The sequence below is a fragment of the Pseudomonas sp. S35 genome (genome assembly GCF_009866765.1).
Taxonomy (GTDB): domain Bacteria; phylum Pseudomonadota; class Gammaproteobacteria; order Pseudomonadales; family Pseudomonadaceae; genus Aquipseudomonas.
This window is the reverse complement of sequence record NZ_CP019431.1, coordinates 1,136,294-1,155,886: the sequence shown is the minus strand read 5'-3', so window position 1 is coordinate 1,155,886 and position 19,593 is coordinate 1,136,294. Positions and strand designations below refer to the sequence as shown.

The window sequence follows — 19,593 nt, the reverse complement described above, 5'->3', positions numbered from 1 at the left end:
CGCCGGCGAATAAGGTGTTAAGCCCCTGCCATGAAACCATCGCTAGTCCTGAGAATGGGCCAGCAGCTGACGATGACACCGCAGCTGCAACAGGCCATCCGCCTGCTCCAATTGTCGACCCTGGACCTGCAACAGGAAATCCAGGAGGCCCTGGAGTCCAATCCGATGCTCGAACGCCAGGAAGAAGGCGACGACTTCGACAATGCAGACCCATTGGCTGACAACATCGAGCAAAAACCCAATGCCGACGTGCAGGAACCGTCCTATCAGGAAACCGCCCCTACGGTGGACAACCTTGAGGAAGGTGACTGGAACGAACGCATTCCCAACGAGCTCCCGGTAGACACCGCCTGGGAGGACGTCTATCAGACCAGCGCCAGCAGCCTGCCCAGCAACGACGACGACGAGTGGGACTTCACCACCCGCACCTCCGCCGGCGAAAGCCTGCAGAGCCATCTGTTGTGGCAACTGAACCTTGCACCGATGTCGGATACCGACCGCCTGATCGCCGTGACCCTGATCGATTGCATCAATAACCAGGGTTATCTGGACGAGACACTCGAAGAAATTCTTGAGGCGTTTGACCCGGAACTCGACATCGAGCTGGACGAAATCGAAGCCGTCCTTCACCGCATCCAACAATTCGAGCCTGCCGGCATCGGCGCCCGCACCCTTGGCGAATGCCTGCTGCTGCAACTGCGACAGCTGCCCGCTAAAACCCAATGGCTCACTGAAGCACAGCGCCTGGTCACCGACTATATCGACCTGCTGGGCAGCCGCGACTACAGCCAGTTGATGCGCCGCATGAAGCTCAAGGAAGACGACCTGCGCCAAGTGATCGAACTGGTGCAGAGCCTCAACCCGCGCCCTGGCTCACAGATCGAGTCCAGCGAAGCCGAATACGTAGTCCCTGACGTGATCGTGCGCAAGGATAACGAGCGGTGGCTGGTGGAGCTGAACCAAGAGTCGGTGCCACGCCTGCGGGTCAACCCGCAATATGCAGGTTTTGTTCGCCGGGCCGACACCAGCGCCGACAATACCTTCATGCGCAACCAGTTGCAGGAAGCGCGCTGGTTCATCAAGAGCCTGCAAAGCCGCAACGAAACCTTGATGAAAGTTGCTACCCAGATCGTCGAGCATCAGCGCGGCTTTCTGGAGTACGGTGACGAAGCAATGAAGCCGCTGGTTCTGCATGACATCGCCGAAGCGGTAGGCATGCACGAATCAACGATTTCCCGAGTGACCACGCAAAAATTCATGCATACCCCACGTGGCATATATGAGCTGAAATACTTTTTCTCCAGCCATGTAAGCACCTCCGAGGGCGGTGAATGCTCGTCCACGGCAATCCGCGCGATCATCAAAAAACTGGTTGCTGCGGAAAATCAGAAAAAGCCGTTGAGTGACAGCAAGATCGCTGGTTTACTGGAAGCACAAGGCATTCAGGTCGCCCGTCGAACCGTCGCCAAGTACCGCGAATCCCTTGGGATCGCGCCTTCCAGCGAGCGTAAGCGTTTGATGTGACGGGCGGGCCACAGCGTTCCAGTGGCAGGCACTTTTGCCTGTCGCTTTATGCACTGGCAACGAAGGAGAAGCTGTATGCAAGTCAACATCAGTGGACACCAGCTGGAAGTCACCAAACCCCTGCGTGAATACACCGAGAGCAAGCTGAACAAGCTGGCGGGGCATTTTGACAAGATCACCAACGTGCAGGTCATCATGGAGGTCGATAAGCTGAAGCAGAAAATCGAGGCCACCCTGCACGTACCGAATGCCAAGCTCGTCGCCAATGCGGAACATGAAGACATGTACGCGGCGATTGACTCGCTCTACGACAAGCTGGACCGCCAACTCATAAAGCATAAGGAAAAGAATCTGCACCTGATGCAAGGTACAGGTCGTTAACTCCCCCCAATGATCCGACTTGAAACCATCCTGACCCCCGGCCGTTCCCTCGTGAACGTGCCGGGCGGCAGTAAAAAGAAAGCACTCGAACAAATTGCCAACCTGATCGCACGTGAAGTGCCGAGCCTGGAGATGCAAGACGTCTTCGATGCGCTGATCGCCCGTGAAAAACTCGGCTCCACGGGTTTTGGCAACGGCATCGCCATTCCTCACTGCCGCCTCAAGGGCTGCGAAACGCCCGTCAGCGCCCTGCTGCACCTTGAAGCCCCCATTGACTTCGATGCCATCGACGGCGCCCCGGTTGACCTGCTGTTCGTTCTGCTGGTTCCGGAAGCAGCCACCGATGCGCACCTGGAACTGCTCCGGCAGATCGCCAGCATGCTCGACCGCAAGGAAGTGCGCGACAAACTGCGCAGCGCCAGCAGCAACGAGGCGCTGTATCAAGTTGTCCTGGATGAACAGAACGGGCAGTAATCATGCGTTTGATCATCGTCAGCGGCCGCTCTGGCTCGGGTAAAAGTACCGCCCTCAACGTTCTTGAGGACAACGGTTTCTATTGCATAGACAACCTTCCAGCTGGCCTGCTGCCGGAACTGGCGGAACGCGCGCTGATCCATACCGAACTGGCGCAACCCCTGGTCGCCGTCTCGATTGACGCCCGCAACCTGCCTAGCCACCTTGAGCGATTCCCACAATTGCTTGAAGAGGTACGCGCCAAGCACATTCATTGTGATGTGCTGTACCTGGATGCCGACGAAGAGACGCTGCTCAAACGCTTCTCTGAAACCCGTCGCCGCCATCCACTCAGCAGCCCTCACCGTTCTCTGGCCGAAGCCATCGAGGACGAAACCAAGTTGCTGGGTCCGATAATTGACCTCGCCGACCTCAAGATCAACACCACCAGCCTCAACCTGTACCAGTTGCGCGATGCCATCAAGTTGCGCCTGCTGAACCAGCCAGAGCCTGGCACGGCATTTCTCGTCGAGTCGTTCGGCTTCAAGCGTGGCATGCCAGTGGATGCGGACCTGGTGTTCGACGTGCGCTGCTTGCCCAACCCCTACTGGAAACCCGAATTACGCGACCAGTCCGGGCTGGACCAACCTGTGGCGGAGTACCTGGCCGCGCAGCCGGATGTGGAGGAGATGTTCCAGGACATTTCCAGCTACCTGCTTAAATGGCTACCACGCTTTGCCGCGAGCAATCGGGCCTATGTCACCATTGCCATTGGCTGCACTGGCGGCCATCACCGCTCGGTGTACCTGACCGAGCGCCTGGGCCAAGTGCTGCAACAAACCCTCAAGAACGTCCAGGTTCGCCACCGCGACCTTAGCTGAAAGGAACACCTGCGCGATGCCCGCTCTGGAAATTGAAATCATCAACAAATTGGGCCTGCATGCCCGCGCCTCGGCCAAGTTTGTCGGCGTCGCCGGGCAGTTCCCTTGCCAGATCAGGGCCGGGCGCACACCGCAGAGCATGGTCGACGGCAAAAGCATAATGGCGATGATGATGCTGGCGGCCGGCAAGGGCACCAAGATTCATTTGAAGACCGAAGGCGAGCAAGAACAGGAAGCGATGGACGCACTGGTGGCGCTGATCAACAACTTCTTTGATGAGGGTGAGTAAGCTCACCCTTTGAGACAGGCGTGAAGCGGTAACGGCTTCAGCCCAATGCAGTATCCATCGCCATCATCAAGCAAAACCCAACGCACAACCCCAGGCTGGCGAGCTTTTCGTGGCCATTGCGGCGTGATTCCGGGATCACCTCATGCGTCACCACCAACAGCATTGCACCGGCGGCCAGCGCCAGGCCCAAAGGCAACAACACCTCGGCCAGGCTCACCAGCCAAGCGCAGAGCACGGCAAACACCGGCTCCACCAAGCCTGACGCAGCGCCAATCAGGAATGCCTTGGCCCGCGACATCCCTGCCCCAGCCAACACCAACGCAATCACAAGCCCCTCGGGCACGTCCTGCAAGGCAATGCCCATAGCCAGGCTATCGGCGTCCGGCATGCCGCCGCCGGCCGAGACGCCAACCGCCATGCCTTCCGGGATGTTGTGGGCAATGATGGCGAACACAAACAACCAGATGCGCGGCGCAATCACCGGTTTTTCCGGCGTGCCCACCAGCATTTCCGGACTGGTACCGGAGACCTTGCGGTCAACCAGATACAGCCCGAACGCTCCCAACATGATTCCAAAGCTGATCAACCCGCTCGCTCCCCAGGGCGTAAGCCCGAGGCTTTCAGCAGCGGCGATACCCGGCACCACCAGCGAAAAAGCGGTGGCCGCAAGCATTACGCCAGCCCCAAAGCCCAGCAGGGTATCGCTCACGGCCACCGGCATCCGCCGAATCACCAATACAGGAACCGCGCCCAGCGCCGTGCCGAGCGCGCAGATCGCCCCGCCCTGCAATGCGCGCAAGATACGCGGTTCCAGGTCCAGCCAGGCCAGCCCGTGGGCCACCAGCAATGCAGTACCTGCCAGCAGCAGCAGCGAGCCAAGTGCATAACGAAACATTCGCACACTGCCGATCGCCAGTGTTTCAGTGCCCATAGTCGGCCTTAGATCTTGTTATGAAGGTAATTGTCAGGCCAAAGCAGCCTGATAGCGTGCGGCAACTTCTGGCCAGTTGATAACACTGTAGAAGGCATTGATGTATTCCGGGCGGCGGTTCTGATAGCGCAGATAGTAAGCGTGCTCCCAGACGTCCAGGCCGAGGATCGGCGTATTGCCGTTCATCAGCGGGCTGTCTTGGTTGCCACTGCTTTCTACGACCAGAGTCTTTTGCGCAGTCACGCTCAGCCAGGCCCAGCCACTACCGAAGCGGGTCAACGCAGCTTTGGTGAAGGCTTCCTTGAAGCTATCAAAGCCGCCTACCTGCTCATCAATTGCCTTACCCAACGCGCCATCGGGCTTACCGCCACCCTGAGGTGACATGACCGCCCAAAACAGCGAGTGGTTAGCGTGGCCACCACCTTGGTTGATCACCGCAGCGCGTAGCTTTTCCGGCAGTTGCTGCACGCTGGAGACCAGTTTCTCTACCGGCCAGCCGGCGAACTCGGTGCCCTCGACTGCGGCATTGAGGTTATTGATGTAGGTCTGGTGATGCTTGGTGTAGTGAATCTCCATGGTCTGCGCATCGATATGCGGCTCCAGGGCATCGTAGGCGTAAGGCAGGGCAGGCAAGGTGTAAGTCATATCAATGTGCTCCGTATTGAGGAGTGGTCGGGTGCGCCGCAGTACCACTGAGCAGGCGATGGGTGCGCGGGTACTCGCCGTGATCGCTGATAAAATTCAACAGTTCGACGTAGGTCTTGCTGCTCTGGCGCAGTGCCGCCTCCCGCAGTTGCGGGCTCAGGCGCTCATCCTGCATGGTCTGCAGCAAGCGCTGATGAATGGCGCAGAGGTATTCGGCGCTTTCCTCAGGCTGATTCAAGCGCAAGTGCAGATCCGCCAGGTTGTGATGGGAGATGACGCAAGCCGCCACTGCTTCGTCGGCATCCGCCCAGCGTTCGAACAACACTTGGGCCAACGCCAGGGCTTGCAAATAGGCCTCGCGAGCGTCAACCAACTCGCCCTGCATAAAGCAGCGATTGGCCCGTTCGATCGTGCGTTTCCAGTGCTCCATGGTGAGCCTCCAAAGCAGGGTCGGTGATTACACGCCGCCAGCCGTGAGCTTTTCCGGATCCAGCAGGATTTCCAGTTGGCTGCGGGGCAGGTCAGTGTGCTCAAGAGCGACATCAATCACTGGACGACCTTGCTGATAGGCCTTCTTGGCGATTTCGGCCGCCTTTTGGTAACCAATGATCGGGTTGAGTGCCGTGACCAGGATCGGGTTACGCGACAGCGCTTCCTTGAGCTTGGCTTCGTTGACCTTGAAGCTGGCGATAGCTTTGTCTGCCAGCAGCCGGCTCGAGTTGGCCAGCAGTTCAAGACTGCTGAGCAAGTTCTGCGCGATGATCGGCAGCATCACGTTCAGCTCGAAGTTGCCGGATTGGCCCGCAACGGTGATCACCGTGTCATTACCGATGACTTGAGCGGCGACCATCGCGGTTGCCTCGGGGATAACCGGGTTGACCTTGCCCGGCATGATCGAGGAGCCGGGCTGCAAGCCTTCGAGCTCGATCTCACCCAGGCCGGCCAGCGGGCCGGAGTTCATCCAGCGCAGGTCGTTGGCGATTTTCATCAGCGACACGGCGGTGGCTTTCAGTTGGCCGGAGACGGCGACGGCGGTGTCCTGGGAGCCAATCAGCGCAAACAGGTTTTTGCCCGGTGTGAATTTCACGCCGGTCAGGCTGCTGAGTTGCTGACTGAAACGCGCCGCGAATTCCGGATGCGCATTGATCCCCGTGCCCACCGCCGTACCGCCCTGGGCCAGCGCCTGCAGGCTCGGCAGCAAGTCTTGCAGATGACCGATATTGGCTTTGAGTTGCTGCGCCCAGCCGTTGAGTACCTGGCTCATGCGTACCGGCATAGCGTCCATCAGGTGGGTGCGGCCGGTCTTGATGAAAGGGTGGACTTCTTCAGCTTTCTGCTCAATCACCTGCACCAGGTGCAGCAGCGCCGGCAGCGTTTGCTCGTGCAATACCAGCGCGGCGCTGACGTGGATAGTGGTCGGAATGATGTCGTTGCTGCTTTGGCCACAGTTGACATGGTCGTTCGGGTTGACCGCCTCGCCGAGCAAACGGCTGGCCAGGGTTGCAATCACTTCGTTGGCGTTCATGTTGGAGCTGGTGCCGGAGCCGGTCTGGAAGATATCCACCGGAAAGTGCTGCATGAAATCGCCTTGCAGCAAACCCTGGGCGGCGTCGACGATGGCTTTGCCCTGCGCTTCACTGACCTGCTTGAGGTCGACGTTGACCTTGGCAGCTGCGGCCTTGGCGAGGATCAGCGCGCGAATGAATTGCGCCGGCATGCGTTGATGGCTGATCGGAAAATTGTTCACCGCGCGCTGGGTTTGAGCGCCATACAAGGCCTCGGCAGGCACTTGCAGTTCGCCCATGCTGTCGCGTTCGATACGGGTGTTACTCATCGGAGGATCCTTGCACCAGGTCAGAAACAGAAAGGGAAGGCAGCAATTCGCACGTTGCCAATTGCCAGGCAAAGGTCTGCCAGCGCTTGAGGCGGCAGGCGCAGTGGGACAGTTTTTCCAGGTCGCGCAGCGGGCGCCAAGCCTGATCCAGGCAGGTGGAACGCCAATGCCAGGGCAGCGCGATATCACTGGCGGTGTCGATCAACAGGCGAAATGACGTTTCAGCGATCGTCCACGGATGGGTCGCAGTGCAGCACGCCAGGTATCGACCCTCATTGAGGTAATGTTCGATCAGGCGAGGTTCATTGGGATCAAGGCCGCAGCGAATCTGACGACTCATCCAGCGCCAGCTTTCCAGGTACGGATCCTCATGCAGGACAGAACTCATGATCCACACTCACTCGATAATGATATTTATTATTAAATGATATTGAGAATCAAAACAAGAGTGGCCGGTTAATAGCCCTACGCACCGCGCATAAAAAAAGACGCGCCATCTGTAGGATGGCGCGCCTTTTCGGACAACGGTTGCCGCGTTAGCTGCCCGCGACGGTCATCCGCTCGATCAATACCGAGCCCGTGCGAATGTTGCTGCGCAGCTCCAGATCGTTACCCACCGCAATGATCTGCTTGAACATATCGCGCATATTGCCGGCGATGGTCACTTCCTGGACCGCGAATTGAATCTCGCCGTTTTCCACCCAGAAACCCGCTGCGCCACGGGAGTAATCCCCAGTGACCATGTTGAGGCCATGCCCCATCAACTCGGTCACCAACAGGCCACGCCCCATACGCCGCAGCAGCGCTGCCTGGTCTTCATCGCCATGGGTCACGAACAGGTTATGCACACCACCGGAGTTGGCGGTGCTTGGCAGGCCGAGTTTACGGCCGGAGTAAGTGCCCAGTACGTAGGACACCAACTCACCTTTCTCGACGAAAGGCTTGGCATAGGTGGCGAGGCCATCACCGTCGAATGCCGAGCTGCCCATGGCGCGCATCAAGTGCGGGCGCTCATCGATGGTCAGCCACTCGGGAAATAGCTGCTGGCCGATAGCGCCTTCGAGGAACGAAGATTTGCGATACAGGTTGCCACCGGAAATCGCCCCCAAGAAACTGCCGAACAGGCCACCGGCCAGCTCCGCCGAAAACAGCACAGGCACTTCACAGGTCGGCACGGGGCGCGCGCCCAAGCGGCTCGCGGCACGCTCTGCCGCACGTTGGCCAATACTGACGGGGTCGGCCAGCAATTCACCTTGGCGGCTCACGTCGTACCAGTAATCGCGCTGCATCTGGCCATTGGCCTCGGCGATCATCACGCAGCTCAGGCTATGGCGAGTGGACGCATAACCGCCGATGAATCCATGGCTGTTACCGTATACACGGCAACCCTGGTGAGTGCTCAACGTGGTGCCATCGGCGTTCTTTATGCGGGCATCAGCGTCGAATGCCGCCGCCTCGCAAGTCAGCGCCAGTTCAATGGCCCGCTCAGGTGTGATGTCCCAGGCATGGAACAGATCGAAATCCTTCAAGTCCTTGGCCATCAGCGCCTTGTCGGCTAGGCCCGAACTTTCATCTTCGGAGGTGTGCTTGGCAATCGCCAACGCAGCGGCAACCGTCTCGCGGATCGCGTCCGGCCCACTGGCGGAGGTACTGGCCGAGCCTTTGCGCTGCCCCGAGTACAAGGTGATGCCAAATCCCTGGTCGCGGTTGAATTCGACGGTTTCCACTTCCCGCTGACGCACCGACGTCGACAGCCCCTGTTCCAACGAAACCGCCACCTCACAGGCGCTGGCCCCCTGGCGCTTGGCTTCGGCAAGAATCTGCTCGACTTGTTCCTGAAGTGCCGGTAACGCTTGTGGACCGACGCTTTGGGCTGCACTCATGGTTTTCTCCACTCAAATTCTGCTTTCGGTTAAGGCCATCGAGCGACCGGGCCGGACAAGCGGCCCCCGACTGGTTATCATGGCGGCGTTTCTTTGCGGACTGCCACCATGGTTGATTCTTACGACGACTCCCTCGATGGGGAGAAAAGCAAAACCCAAGTCAAACGCGAGCTGCATGCTCTGGTTGATCTTGGCGAGCGCCTTACAACGCTCAAGAAAGATTTGATTGCAAAACTGCCACTGACCGACGAAATGCGCCGGGCGCTGGCGGACGCACCCAAACACACCGCGAATATCGCGCGCAAACGGCACATCATGTTTATCGGCAAGTTGATGCGCGATCAGGACACTGACGCCATTCTGGCCTTGCTCGATCAAACCGATGCCTCCACTCGCCAGTACAACGAACGCTTCCACAACCTGGAACGTTGGCGTGACCGCCTGATTTCGGGCGATGACGCGGTGCTGGAGAAATTCGTACTGGACTACCCGAACGCGGACCGCCAACAACTGCGCTCCCTGATCCGTCAGGCCCAGCACGAGCAGGCGCATAACAAGGCGCCCGCCACCAGCCGTAAAATCTTCAAGTACATCCGTGAGCTGGACGAGACTCAACGCGGCCTGCGTTGATGCCCTTCCCCGGGTGGCGGTCTTCGCCACCCGAAGCTCCACCCCTTACGACCCCGTGCCACCCACGGTGATCGCATCGATTTTCAGCGTTGGCTGGCCGACACCCACCGGCACCGACTGTCCATCTTTCCCACATGTGCCCACGCCGCTGTCCAGCGACAGGTCGTTACCGACCATCGACACCTTGCTCATGGCTTCCGGTCCGTTACCGATCAACGTCGCGCCTTTGACCGGCGCGGTAATCTTGCCGTCTTCGATCAAGTAGGCCTCGCTGGTGGAGAACACGAACTTGCCACTGGTGATATCCACCTGGCCGCCGCCGAGGTTGGCGCAGTAGATCCCGCGCTTTACCGAGGCAATGATCTCCGCCGGGTCGCTTTCGCCACCGAGCATGTAGGTATTCGTCATGCGCGGCATCGGCAGGTGCGCATAGGACTCGCGACGGCCGTTACCGGTACGCGCCACGCCCATCAGGCGGGCATTGAGCTTGTCTTGCATGTAGCCCTTGAGCACACCGTTTTCAATCAGGGTGGTGCATTCGGTGGGGGTGCCTTCGTCATCGACGCTCAGCGAACCCCGGCGACCGGCCAGGGTGCCGTCATCGACGATGGTGCACAGCTTGGATGCAACCATTTCGCCCATGCGCCCGCTGTAGGCAGAGCTGCCCTTGCGGTTGAAGTCGCCTTCCAGGCCATGGCCCACGGCTTCATGAAGCAGAACGCCGGACCAACCCGACCCCAGCACCACCGGCAAGGTACCGGCCGGCGCGGGAATGGCTTCCAGGTTCACCAGCGCTTGGCGCAGGGCTTCACGGGCATAGCCCATGGCACGGTCGTCAGCGAGGAAGTAACGGTAGTCCGTACGCCCGCCGCCGCCGTGGCCCCCGCGCTCGCGGCGGCCGTTTTGCTCGACGATCACGCTGACATTGAACCGCACCAACGGCCGCACATCCGCCGCCAGGCCACCGTCGGTAGATGCCACGAGGATTCGCTCCCAGACACCGGCCATGCTCACGGTGACCTGCTGGATGCGCGGGTCCAGTGCACGGGTGGCCGCGTCGATACGCTTGAGCAGCTCAACTTTTTCCGCACGGCTGATCACTTCCAGGGGGTTGTCCGGCGCGTACAACTGGGCCACATCCTGGGTGCTGAACGCTTGTACCGTGCCGTTCTGGCCGGCACGGGAAATCGAGCGTGCCGCGCGAGCGGCGAGGCCCAAGGCTTCCAGAGTGATTGCGTTGCTGTAGGCAAACCCGGTTTTTTCGCCGGATTGCGCACGCACGCCGACGCCCTGATCGAGATTGAAGCTGCCTTCCTTGACGATGCCATCTTCCAGCGCCCAGGACTCGGAAATCTGCCCCTGGAAATACAGGTCGGCGGCATCGATGCCTGGCCCGGCGAGATCGCCCAGCACGGTTTGCAAGCTTTCGATGGTCACGCCACCGGGTGCCAGGAGGTGTTCACTGACTGAGGACAACAACTCGCTCATAGGTTTGGCCTTAAATTCATCGTTCCGAAGCAGGTCGCTGTGCGCCCTGCGAGAAAAAGCGCCGATGGTTGACCACCGGCATGCGCGCCCGTATCGACGCCTGTTCACTGCTATCGCGCTCGGCCAGTAACACCGCTTCGCCTTGATCCTGTTGTGCCAGCACCCGCCCCCAGGGGTCGACAATCGCCGCATGTCCGTAGGTTTCGCGCGGCCCCGGATGTACACCGCCTTGGGCGGCTGCCAGCACATAGCACTGCGTCTCGATGGCGCGTGCACGTACCAGCACCTCCCAGTGCGCGGCACCGGTCACTGCGGTAAAGGCCGAGGGCGCGGTAATCAATTCAGCCCCCGCCGCACGCAACTCACTGTACAACTCCGGGAAGCGCAGGTCGTAGCACACCGTCAAGCCCAGGCGGCCGACCGGCGTATCCGCTACCACCACATTGCTTCCAAAAGCATAGTCATCGGACTCACGATAGCGACCTCGCGCGTCCGCCACATCGACATCAAACAAATGCAGTTTGTCATAGCGGGCGACGATTTCGCCGCGATCATCGATCAGCAACGAGCAGGCATTGGACTTGCCGTTTGGATGATCCTTGGGGGGCAACGGCAATGTGCCGGCCACGATCCATAACGTGAGGTCGCGGGCAGCCTGTTTCAACCACGGGAGAATCGGGCCTTCGCCCAGCGCCTCGGCACGGCCGATGTCCGCCACGTCGCGCCGCCCCATAGCGGCGAAGTTTTCCGGCAACACCGCAAGCCTCGCACCGCCCGCCGCCGCTTGCTCCAGCAAACGCCGAGCCTGGGCCAGGTTGGCCAGCACATCGCTGTGGCTGACCATTTGAATTACCGCAAAGGACATGGGCCGACACTCCGTAATAGGCTTGTGGCCATGCTACTCCACAGGCCCTCAGTTTGGTTTTTCAAATGGCTTGTCGAACGTGATTTTCGGATCCTTCCAAGGCCCTTCCACCTTGTATTGCACGCTGGCAAAGCGCGAAACACGGTCGCCGATCAACTTGTCGATCAGGAACAACGCGCCGCCAATGGCCGGTGCGCCGACGATCAGCGCAGCGATCGGCAAGTTGTTGGTCACAGGCAATGTCACCAACAATTTGGCATTCACACGGTCGGCCACCAGGTCCAACGTACCGTTCAACTCCAGGTTGCTCGAAGGCCCGGTCAGCGTGATCGGCTCGCGGGTGACAAACACACCATCGCTTGCCGCCAGCAGGCCTTTGACCCGGTCGTAGCTCAAGCCCTTGCCGAGCAGGTCGGAGAAATCCAGCCGCAGGCGGCGCCCGATGGAGTTGAAGTTGAGCAGGCCGAACACCCGCAACGCCTGGGCGCCACCTTCCACTTCAACAAACTGGCCTTTACGGAAGGCTGCATCCAGGCTGCCGGAGAAGCGCTTTGGCCCGACCCAGGCCGGTGAACCCGGCCAACGGCCGTCCACATCCAGATGGAAATCCTCGCTGGTGACCGTGGGCGCGTACCCCCACCCCTTGAGCACATCGGCGATGTTCTTGCCGTCCAGGCGGCCTTTGTACCAGCTGCTGCTGCTCCCCGGGGCACCTTCCCATCCACCGGCGCCCTTGAGCTGCATGCCCTTCAGGCCCAAGTCCAGGTCGCTGAAGGCCAGGCCTTTTGTGGTTGGGCGGATTTTCAGCGACCAGGCGCCCACCAGGTCCGGGCCCTGGAATAACTGCGCAATGGCGATATCCAGCGCAGGGATGTCCTTGGGATCGATACTGGCCAACGGGTCCGGTGCGTTTTCATCAGCCTGCACCGTCGGGTCCACCGCCGGCAATTTTACGTATTGCAGGTTGACCCCTATCGGCGCGGCCTTGCTGTCCGGCAAGTTCACGCTGCCCTTGGCCTGCTGGCTGTCGAACTGCAGGCCCCAGGCAGCGGGCTTTCGGTCCAACTGCAGATTGACTTGATCGAACTGGGTGCCCAACCCGGTGAGCTTGCCGATCTTGAAGTCCGCGCCGCTCAACAGTTGCTTGGCACTGCCGCCCGGGTCGTTGCCGGCATACTGGTTGACCAGCTTCCTCCACGGATCGATATCCAACTCCGAGAGCACACCACGAATGCGCAGGCCCTTGGCAGCGGGCAGCACGGCATCGCCATCGCCGAGGAACAACTCGCCACGGCCGTCATTGAATTTGTCCGGCGGCGCAGCGAAGGTGAAGTTGGCCAGCTCGCCGTAGTCAAACCAGTAGCGACGCTCGGCGCCCTGCAAGGTCATGCGAAATACGCTGTCACGCCCCTGGCTGGCCGGCATGCCGAACGGCGCCGGCAAGTCCACCGCAACGCCCTTGAGGTTGGAACTGACCATCAGTTGGCTGTCGGCGCCATCCAGGTTCAGTTGCAACTGATACGGAATATCGCCGGACACTGGCAACGGCTGGCTGATTTTCAGCCAATCCGTCAGCCGCTTGACCGTCACCTGCCCCCTCGCCGCGACACGGGTGCTGATATTGCCCGGTTTGCCATCGGCAAAGATTTGCGCGGTGATCGGCCGGTCAAACGCCTGGGCCGTGATTTTCTCGCCACTCAGGCCCTTGGCGCTGTCGAAGCGGAAACTGCCCTTGAGCTGGGTCAGGTCCAGAGGCGGCTCCGCCAATTGCAGACGCGCCTTGTCGGTTTGGAAATCCACCACGATCTTGGGCTCGATGCCTTTGACCAGCGGAACGTCCAGGTCCAGCTTGCCTTGCAGGTCGCCTTCGCCTTTCCAGCCGGCAAAGGTAGAAGCAGTGCCAATCGGCGCTTCCTGAAGGATCTTCAGGCCGTCACCCAGGCCACCGGCAAAACCACCGGTAAGCAGCAGATGACTTTCCTTGCCGGACGGTGCGTGGGGAATATTGACGTAGACATCGTTGACCTTGGTATCCAGCAACTGGCCCTTGCTGGCCAGGATGCGCACGCCGGTCTCTTCGACAAACACCTCACCCTTGACCTTGCTCACATGAGGCCAACCCGGCTGGAACGCCAACTCGGCGTCATGCACCTTGAAGAACAGGCTGATATTGCGCGCAGCCGGCAGTGCATCGTGGTTCAGCGAGCCTTGGTACTGGAAGAAGCCTTGATCCACCGCGCCCTTGAGAATCGCCGTGCGCAGCCATTCATCCAACGCTGGGCTCAGCACGGCAGGCAGGTACTTGGACGTGAAACGCCCATCGCCGTCGACCATCCCGACCCGCAGGTCCATATAGTCTTCCTGGCTGTGGTCGAAATGCAGGCGAATCAGGAAGTCAGCAGCGATCTTGCCCTCTTCCCCCAGCACTTTGATATACGGGGCGATCAGGGTGAAGCCTTGTTTATCCAGCTTCCAGGTCAGGCGCGCATTGGCCTGAAGGTATTGCCAGGGCTTGGCGAAGATTGGATCGAGGTGCAGGGAAAAATCCTTGCTGTCCATGCGCAACTCGCCACCGCCCAGGTCGCCGCTGATACTGCCGGACACGTTTCGCGCGGCCGGTGCGCCGAAGTAGGCGTCAAACCCGACCCGCTCCAGGTTGGCGGCAAAACTGACTTTTTGATCGGTCGTGTCCTGAGGACGCAAAGCCACCAGCACATTGCGCAGCAGGCCGGTGGCCTTCAGATGCTCGACAGTCTTGGCGAAACCTTCCGGCAAGGGCGCCAGGGCATTGAGCAACGGCGTGATAGGGGTCAGGTCGAGGCGGTCTGCCTGCAGCTTCCAGACTTCCTGATCCTTGTCGGTCGCCAGGGTCTGCTGCACTTGCAGGCGCGACTCCCAGCGGGTCTCGCCCAAGTTCATCGCCAGCGAATCAAACAGTACCTTCAGGCCGGTATCACTGCGTTGCAGGTAAGCCGTGAGGGCTAGGTTTTCGATATGCACCGGCTTGCGCTCGGCGTAGCGGCCCTTCACCTGTGGCGAGTTGAGGCGCACTACCGCGCTTTGCACAGTGCCTTTGCCCCAGCTCAGCCAGAATTCACCGCCGGCCTTGAACTGCGTGAGTGTCCACTGCTGGGTCAGCCTGGCCGGAATCCACTTGGCCCAGTCGCTTTGCGGCAGGCTGAGATAAGCCTGGACCTCGGCGTCCTTCCATTGGCTGGCGCGAATGCGACTGCGCAGGCTCAGCGCCAGAGGCTGGCCATCCGGCAGGGTCAGGCGTGCGTCCAGCCGTTGCCGGGTGATGCCAGTGTGCAGGCTCAGGCCCACGTAGGTCAGGGTGACCGGTGCCTGGTCGAACGGTTGCAAGGTGACCTGGCTGTCGAGCAAGGACACGCGCTTGACCATCTGCATGCGCTTGAGCAACTGCTCAGGGTCCAGCGGCTGATCGTCCTGCACCGGCAGGCCCTGAAGCGCCCAATGGCCGTCCTTGTCTTCCTTGGCACTCAGTTGCAGGCCACTGACCTGCAGGTGCGCCAGGCGCACTTCACGCGCCACCAGGCTGTCCCAGATGGCCGGAACCACTTCGACCTGATCCAGGCGCAAGGCACTGCTGCCCTCGCCAACCATTACGTCATGAGCCAGCAACACCGGAGCGAAACCGCTCCAACGCCCTTCGAGACTACCGATGTGCAGCGGCATGCCCACCGCTGCCTGGGCCTTGGCTTCGACTTCGGCGCGGTATTCGGCAACCAGCGGTGTCAACTCGCGACCCAGGCTCACATACACCGCCGCCAACACCAGCAGCAACGCGCAAAGGCCCAGGCCCCAACGGGTCAAGGCGGCAAAAAAGCGTATCAGACGCTCCATGTCAGGCGACCCTCAAGGCAGTAGGCGGACGGCAGATCAAGGCCTGCCGCGCTCGAAGAAAGAAAGCGAATGGGGATCAGAGCAGCACCACGTCGTATTGTTCCTGGGAATACATGGTTTCAACCTGGAAACGGATTGTGCGTCCGATAAAACCCTCCAGCTCGGCAACGTTACCGGACTCTTCGTCCAGCAGGCGGTCGACCACTTTCTGGTTGGCCAGCACTCTATAACCTTCGGCCTGATAGGCTCGTGCCTCTCGCAGGATTTCCCGGAAAATCTCGTAGCAAACCGTTTCCGGGGTCTTCAACTTACCGCGGCCCTGGCAACTGCTGCACGGTTCGCACAGCACCTGTTCCAGGCTTTCGCGGGTGCGCTTGCGGGTCATCTGCACAAGGCCCAGCTCGGTAATGCCGATGATGTTGGTCTTGGCGTGATCGCGCTCCAGCTGTTTCTCCAGGGTACGCAGCACTTGGCGCTGGTGCTCTTGGTCTTCCATGTCGATGAAGTCGATGATGATGATGCCGCCCAGGTTGCGCAGGCGCAGTTGGCGCGCGATCGCGGTCGCCGCTTCGAGGTTGGTCTTGAAGATGGTCTCTTCGAGGTTGCGATGACCCACGAAAGCGCCCGTGTTGACGTCGATGGTGGTCATGGCTTCCGCCGGGTCCACCACCAGGTAGCCGCCGGACTTGAGTGGCACCTTGCGCTCCAGGGCTTTCTGGATTTCGTCTTCGACGCCGTACAGGTCGAAGATCGGCCGCTCGCCAGGGTAGTGCTCCAGGCGGTCGGCAATTTCCGGCATCAGTTCGGCAACAAATTGCGTGGTGCGCTGGAAGGTTTCCCGCGAATCGATGCGAATTTTCTCGATCTTGGGGCTGACCAGGTCGCGCAGCGTGCGCAGTGCCAGGCCCAGGTCTTCATAGATGACACTTGGCGCGCCGATGGTCTTGATCTGTGCGCCGATCTGGTCCCACAGGCGCCGCAGGTAGCGGATGTCCATCAGGATCTCGTCCGCGCCCGCGCCTTCAGCGGCAGTACGCAGGATAAAACCACCAGCCTCTTTGATGCCTTCGGCCGCCACGCAGTCGCTGACCACCTTTTTCAGGCGCTCACGCTCACCTTCATCTTCGATTTTCAGGGAAATGCCAACGTGGGCGGTGCGCGGCATATACACCAGGTAGCGCGACGGAATCGACAGCTGGGTGGTCAGGCGTGCGCCCTTGGAGCCGATGGGGTCCTTGGTGACTTGCACCACCAGGCTCTGTCCTTCATGCACCAGGGCGCTGATGCTTTCTACCGCTGGGCCTTCACGCAGGGAAATTTCCGAGGCATGAATGAACGCGGCACGGTCCAGGCCGATATCGACGAATGCCGCCTGCATGCCCGGCAACACCCGCACGACCTTGCCTTTATAGATATTGCCGACGATCCCGCGCTTTTGGGTGCGCTCGACGTGCACTTCTTGCAGAACACCGTTCTCTACCACCGCCACGCGCGATTCCATCGGCGTGATATTGATCAGAATCTCTTCACTCATGGCTGGGTCTCGTTCAGGCGTTTTCACAATAGTGACCGGTCGCTTAAGGCTGGGCGCTGGGGTAGTAAGTTCAGCGCGCGGTAAGGTTTTGCCAACAGGGTATGCCGAATTGAGCAAGCAGTTGCGCGGTTTCGCACACTGGCAGGCCTACAACCGCGGAATAGCTGCCGTTGAGCCCGGCCACAAACACCGAGCCAAGCCCTTGAATAGCATAGCCGCCCGCCTTGTCCTGGGGTTCGCCACTGTGCCAGTAGGCTGTCGCTTGTTCGACAGTAATCCCGCAAAACCGTACACGACTGCTTACACATTGGGTTTCACAGCGCAAGCCATCGGTGAGCGCGATGGCGGTGAGCACTTCGTGCTCGCGTCCCGCCAAGGCCATCAACATCGCCAGGGCATCAGCTTGGTCTACCGGTTTGCCAAGGATCTGGCCGTCCACGATCACCGCCGTATCGGCACCCAACACACAGGCGCCCGATGCATGTTCAAGCGCGGCAAATCCCGCCGCCGCCTTGCCGCGCGCAAGGCGCTCGACGTAGGCAACAGCCGGTTCGTTGGTAAGAGGAGTTTCATCGATAGCAGCGCTGACCACGGTGAAAGGCACACCGATCTGGGTCAGCAGTTCACGTCGTCTTGGGGAGCCCGAGGCCAGATAAAGCGAATTCATTGCAGACTCTCCCTGTGGGGTTCGATAACCAGGCAGAGCCTCGCAATCCATTCAATTGATCTTATAGCGACGACGTAACCCACGCAGGCCAAAACTGATCCAAGGCCACAGCAGCGCACTGACCAAGGCCGGCAACACCAGCGCCAGGGTAGGCTGGCGGTTGCCGGTCAGGGCGCTGAGCCACAGTTGCACCAACTGCGCCAGGCCGAAGATCACCAGGATCACCAGGCACTGCTGCCACATCGGGAACATGCGCAGACGCTGCTGCAGCGACAGCACCAGGAAGGTGATCAGTGTCAGGATCAACGCGTTCTGGCCCAGCAAGGTGCCATACAGCACATCTTCCGCCAACCCCAGGAACATGGCCGTGACCATGCCCACTTTATGCGGCAGGTTCAGTGACCAGAAGGCCAGCAACAATGCCAGCCAGAGCGGGCGCAGGATTTCCATGAATTGCGGCAACGGCGAAACGCTGAGCAGCAAGCCGATGGCAAACGTCAACCAGACAATCCAGCCATTGCGCGAATGAGTACCGGCCATTATTCCTCCCTCTGCCGCGTGGTGGCTGGCGCTGCGGCTGGTGGCTTGGCAGCGGGCGTCGTGGTGGCGGGTGGTTTCGCCGCTGTCGGTTTCACCGCAGTCGCACTATGGACCGCAGGCTTGGCCGGCGTGGCCACCGGCGCTGCCACGGCTGGCGTTGCCGCCGGAACAACGGGCGTCGCCGGTGCAGGCTTGGGCACCGTCGCAGGAATCATCGGTGCCGTGCCGTTCTTCTGGTCTTCCGCTTCCTGGGCCTGGGCGGCGTCGTTGGCGCGCTCTTCGGGGGTGCGGTTGTCGCTGAACACCAGCAGCAGGTAGCGGCTGCGGTTCAAGGCGGCAGTGGGCACGGCGCGCACAATAGCGAAGGGCTGGCCGGAATCGTGGATCACCTCCTTGACCGTCGCCACCGGGTAACCCGCCGGGAACCGCTGACCGAGGCCGGAGCTGACCAGCAGGTCGCCTTCCTTGATGTCAGCGGTGTCGGCGACGTGACGCAATTCCAGGCGCTCTGGGTTGCCGGTGCCGCTGGCAATCGCGCGCAAGCCGTTACGATTCACCTGCACTGGAATGCTGTGGGTCGTGTCCGTCAGCAACAGTACACGCGAGGTGTAGGGCATCAGCTCTACGACCTGGCCCATCAGGCCACGGGCATCCAGCACGGGCTGACCGAGAACCACACCGTCGCGCTCACCCTTGTTGATGATGATGCGATGGGTGAAGGGGTTCGGATCCATGCCGATCAACTCGGCCACTTCGACCTTTTCGTTGACCAGTGCCGAAGAATTGAGCAACTCGCGCAGCCGAACGTTCTGCTCAGTGAGGGCCGCAAGCTTTTGCATGCGCCCCTGCAGCAGCAGGTTTTCGGTCTTGAGTTTTTCGTTTTCGGCGACGAGCTCGGTGCGGCTGCCGAATTGGCTGGCCACGCCTTGGTAGAGACGTTGCGGCAGGTCTGTGATCCAGTAAGTCTGCATCAGCACCAGCGACATCTGGCTACGCACTGGCTTGAGCAGTGAGAAGCGGGCATCGACCACCATCAGCGCGACCGAAAGCACGACCAGCACCAATAAGCGCACGCCCAGTGAGGGGCCTTTGGCGAAAAGCGGTTTAATAAGCCGCTCCTCCCAGGCAAATGTTCTCTTTATTCATACGGCATCTAACCGGCCTGGATGCAGATCGAAGAGGAT

Annotated in this window: 19 protein-coding genes; 6 read left to right on the top strand and 13 right to left on the bottom strand. The window is 60.4% G+C overall.

All coding sequences use genetic code 11. The features are described 5' to 3' along the window. Positions 1-30: 30 nt before the first annotated feature. The 5 genes from PspS35_RS05150 to PspS35_RS05130 all read left to right on the top strand — a co-directional run bounded on the left by PspS35_RS05150 (position 31) and on the right by PspS35_RS05130 (position 3,528). Complete coding sequence (locus PspS35_RS05150; protein ID WP_159933025.1) at positions 31-1,524, top strand: RNA polymerase factor sigma-54; 1,494 nt, start codon at positions 31-33, stop codon at positions 1,522-1,524. A gap of 75 nt (positions 1,525-1,599) precedes the next feature. After that, positions 1,600-1,905 carry a ribosome-associated translation inhibitor RaiA gene (gene raiA / locus PspS35_RS05145; protein ID WP_003171804.1) on the top strand — a complete coding sequence of 102 codons (306 nt, stop codon included), beginning with the start codon at positions 1,600-1,602 and terminating at the stop codon, positions 1,903-1,905. 9 nt (positions 1,906-1,914) lie between these two features. After that, positions 1,915-2,379, top strand: coding sequence for a PTS IIA-like nitrogen regulatory protein PtsN (ptsN, locus tag PspS35_RS05140; protein ID WP_159933024.1), 465 nt, complete (start codon positions 1,915-1,917; stop codon positions 2,377-2,379). A gap of 2 nt (positions 2,380-2,381) precedes the next feature. Next, complete coding sequence (gene rapZ / locus PspS35_RS05135) at positions 2,382-3,239, top strand: RNase adapter RapZ (protein ID WP_159933023.1); 858 nt, start codon at positions 2,382-2,384, stop codon at positions 3,237-3,239. 16 nt (positions 3,240-3,255) lie between these two features. Further along, positions 3,256-3,528 (top strand): HPr family phosphocarrier protein, encoded by a 273-nt coding sequence (locus tag PspS35_RS05130; RefSeq protein WP_159933022.1) that lies wholly within the window; start codon positions 3,256-3,258, stop codon positions 3,526-3,528. A gap of 37 nt (positions 3,529-3,565) precedes the next feature. On the opposite strand, the gene PspS35_RS05125 is transcribed toward PspS35_RS05130, so the two are convergent. The 6 genes from PspS35_RS05125 to pmbA form a co-directional block, all read right to left on the bottom strand. After that, positions 3,566-4,459: a ZIP family metal transporter gene (locus PspS35_RS05125; RefSeq protein ID WP_159933021.1), complete on the bottom strand. Its 894-nt coding sequence runs from the start codon at positions 4,457-4,459 to the stop codon at positions 3,566-3,568. Between the two features lie 33 nt (positions 4,460-4,492). Beyond that, on the bottom strand, positions 4,493-5,104 hold the full coding sequence (locus PspS35_RS05120) for a superoxide dismutase (RefSeq protein ID WP_159933020.1): 612 nt from the start codon (positions 5,102-5,104) through the stop codon (positions 4,493-4,495). Between the two features lies 1 nt (position 5,105). Beyond that, a complete protein-coding gene (locus tag PspS35_RS05115) occupies positions 5,106-5,534 on the bottom strand; it encodes a hypothetical protein (RefSeq protein ID WP_159933019.1) in 429 nt (142 codons plus the stop codon). Between the two features lie 27 nt (positions 5,535-5,561). Then, positions 5,562-6,938: a class II fumarate hydratase gene (locus PspS35_RS05110; protein WP_159933018.1), complete on the bottom strand. Its 1,377-nt coding sequence runs from the start codon at positions 6,936-6,938 to the stop codon at positions 5,562-5,564. Continuing rightward, positions 6,931-7,326, bottom strand: coding sequence for a FagA protein (locus PspS35_RS05105; RefSeq protein WP_159933017.1), 396 nt, complete (start codon positions 7,324-7,326; stop codon positions 6,931-6,933). Before PspS35_RS05105 ends, PspS35_RS05110 begins: the two co-directional genes overlap by 8 nt. A 148-nt stretch (positions 7,327-7,474) precedes the next feature. Next, positions 7,475-8,821, bottom strand: coding sequence for a metalloprotease PmbA (gene pmbA, locus PspS35_RS05100; protein WP_159933016.1), 1,347 nt, complete (start codon positions 8,819-8,821; stop codon positions 7,475-7,477). Positions 8,822-8,929: 108 nt separating this feature from the next. Here pmbA and yjgA point away from each other — a divergent pair, with 108 nt between their 5' ends. Then, the gene (gene yjgA / locus PspS35_RS05095; RefSeq protein WP_159933015.1) at positions 8,930-9,451 is read left to right on the top strand and encodes a ribosome biogenesis factor YjgA; all 522 of its coding nucleotides are present in this window, start codon (positions 8,930-8,932) and stop codon (positions 9,449-9,451) included. 45 nt (positions 9,452-9,496) lie between these two features. Here the strand turns inward: yjgA and tldD are convergent, their stop codons facing one another. The 7 genes from tldD to mreC form a co-directional block, all read right to left on the bottom strand. Beyond that, on the bottom strand, positions 9,497-10,939 hold the full coding sequence (tldD, locus tag PspS35_RS05090) for a metalloprotease TldD (RefSeq protein WP_159933014.1): 1,443 nt from the start codon (positions 10,937-10,939) through the stop codon (positions 9,497-9,499). A gap of 16 nt (positions 10,940-10,955) precedes the next feature. Continuing rightward, the gene (locus tag PspS35_RS05085) at positions 10,956-11,804 is read right to left on the bottom strand and encodes a carbon-nitrogen hydrolase family protein (protein WP_159933013.1); all 849 of its coding nucleotides are present in this window, start codon (positions 11,802-11,804) and stop codon (positions 10,956-10,958) included. Between the two features lie 48 nt (positions 11,805-11,852). Further along, positions 11,853-15,668: a YhdP family protein gene (locus PspS35_RS05080; RefSeq protein WP_159933012.1), complete on the bottom strand. Its 3,816-nt coding sequence runs from the start codon at positions 15,666-15,668 to the stop codon at positions 11,853-11,855. Positions 15,669-15,744: 76 nt separating this feature from the next. After that, entirely contained in the window at positions 15,745-17,202 is a 1,458-nt protein-coding gene (gene rng, locus PspS35_RS05075) for a ribonuclease G (RefSeq protein ID WP_159933011.1), read from the bottom strand. A 70-nt stretch (positions 17,203-17,272) separates the two neighbouring features. Further along, positions 17,273-17,869 carry a Maf family protein gene (locus PspS35_RS05070; protein WP_159933010.1) on the bottom strand — a complete coding sequence of 199 codons (597 nt, stop codon included), beginning with the start codon at positions 17,867-17,869 and terminating at the stop codon, positions 17,273-17,275. Between the two features lie 51 nt (positions 17,870-17,920). Then, a complete protein-coding gene (gene mreD / locus PspS35_RS05065) occupies positions 17,921-18,409 on the bottom strand; it encodes a rod shape-determining protein MreD (RefSeq protein WP_003171788.1) in 489 nt (162 codons plus the stop codon). Next, positions 18,409-19,518: a rod shape-determining protein MreC gene (gene mreC / locus PspS35_RS05060; protein ID WP_159937983.1), complete on the bottom strand. Its 1,110-nt coding sequence runs from the start codon at positions 19,516-19,518 to the stop codon at positions 18,409-18,411. Before mreC ends, mreD begins: the two co-directional genes overlap by 1 nt. Between the last annotated feature and the right edge of the window lie 75 nt (positions 19,519-19,593).

Excerpts from the sequence above, each read along its gene's own strand:
- PspS35_RS05150 (WP_159933025.1), top strand. The coding sequence starts at position 31 with ATGAAACCATCGCTAGTCCTGAGAATGGGCCAGCAGCTGACGATGACA.
- raiA (WP_003171804.1), top strand. The coding sequence starts at position 1,600 with ATGCAAGTCAACATCAGTGGACACCAGCTGGAAGTCACCAAACCCCTG.
- ptsN (WP_159933024.1), top strand. The coding sequence starts at position 1,915 with ATGATCCGACTTGAAACCATCCTGACCCCCGGCCGTTCCCTCGTGAAC.
- rapZ (WP_159933023.1), top strand. The coding sequence starts at position 2,382 with ATGCGTTTGATCATCGTCAGCGGCCGCTCTGGCTCGGGTAAAAGTACC.
- PspS35_RS05130 (WP_159933022.1), top strand. The coding sequence starts at position 3,256 with ATGCCCGCTCTGGAAATTGAAATCATCAACAAATTGGGCCTGCATGCC.
- PspS35_RS05125 (WP_159933021.1), bottom strand. The coding sequence starts at position 4,459 with ATGGGCACTGAAACACTGGCGATCGGCAGTGTGCGAATGTTTCGTTAT.
- PspS35_RS05120 (WP_159933020.1), bottom strand. The coding sequence starts at position 5,104 with ATGACTTACACCTTGCCTGCCCTGCCTTACGCCTACGATGCCCTGGAG.
- PspS35_RS05115 (WP_159933019.1), bottom strand. The coding sequence starts at position 5,534 with ATGGAGCACTGGAAACGCACGATCGAACGGGCCAATCGCTGCTTTATG.
- PspS35_RS05110 (WP_159933018.1), bottom strand. The coding sequence starts at position 6,938 with ATGAGTAACACCCGTATCGAACGCGACAGCATGGGCGAACTGCAAGTG.
- PspS35_RS05105 (WP_159933017.1), bottom strand. The coding sequence starts at position 7,326 with ATGAGTTCTGTCCTGCATGAGGATCCGTACCTGGAAAGCTGGCGCTGG.
- pmbA (WP_159933016.1), bottom strand. The coding sequence starts at position 8,821 with ATGAGTGCAGCCCAAAGCGTCGGTCCACAAGCGTTACCGGCACTTCAG.
- yjgA (WP_159933015.1), top strand. The coding sequence starts at position 8,930 with ATGGTTGATTCTTACGACGACTCCCTCGATGGGGAGAAAAGCAAAACC.
- tldD (WP_159933014.1), bottom strand. The coding sequence starts at position 10,939 with ATGAGCGAGTTGTTGTCCTCAGTCAGTGAACACCTCCTGGCACCCGGT.
- PspS35_RS05085 (WP_159933013.1), bottom strand. The coding sequence starts at position 11,804 with ATGTCCTTTGCGGTAATTCAAATGGTCAGCCACAGCGATGTGCTGGCC.
- PspS35_RS05080 (WP_159933012.1), bottom strand. The coding sequence starts at position 15,668 with ATGGAGCGTCTGATACGCTTTTTTGCCGCCTTGACCCGTTGGGGCCTG.
- rng (WP_159933011.1), bottom strand. The coding sequence starts at position 17,202 with ATGAGTGAAGAGATTCTGATCAATATCACGCCGATGGAATCGCGCGTG.
- PspS35_RS05070 (WP_159933010.1), bottom strand. The coding sequence starts at position 17,869 with ATGAATTCGCTTTATCTGGCCTCGGGCTCCCCAAGACGACGTGAACTG.
- mreD (WP_003171788.1), bottom strand. The coding sequence starts at position 18,409 with ATGGCCGGTACTCATTCGCGCAATGGCTGGATTGTCTGGTTGACGTTT.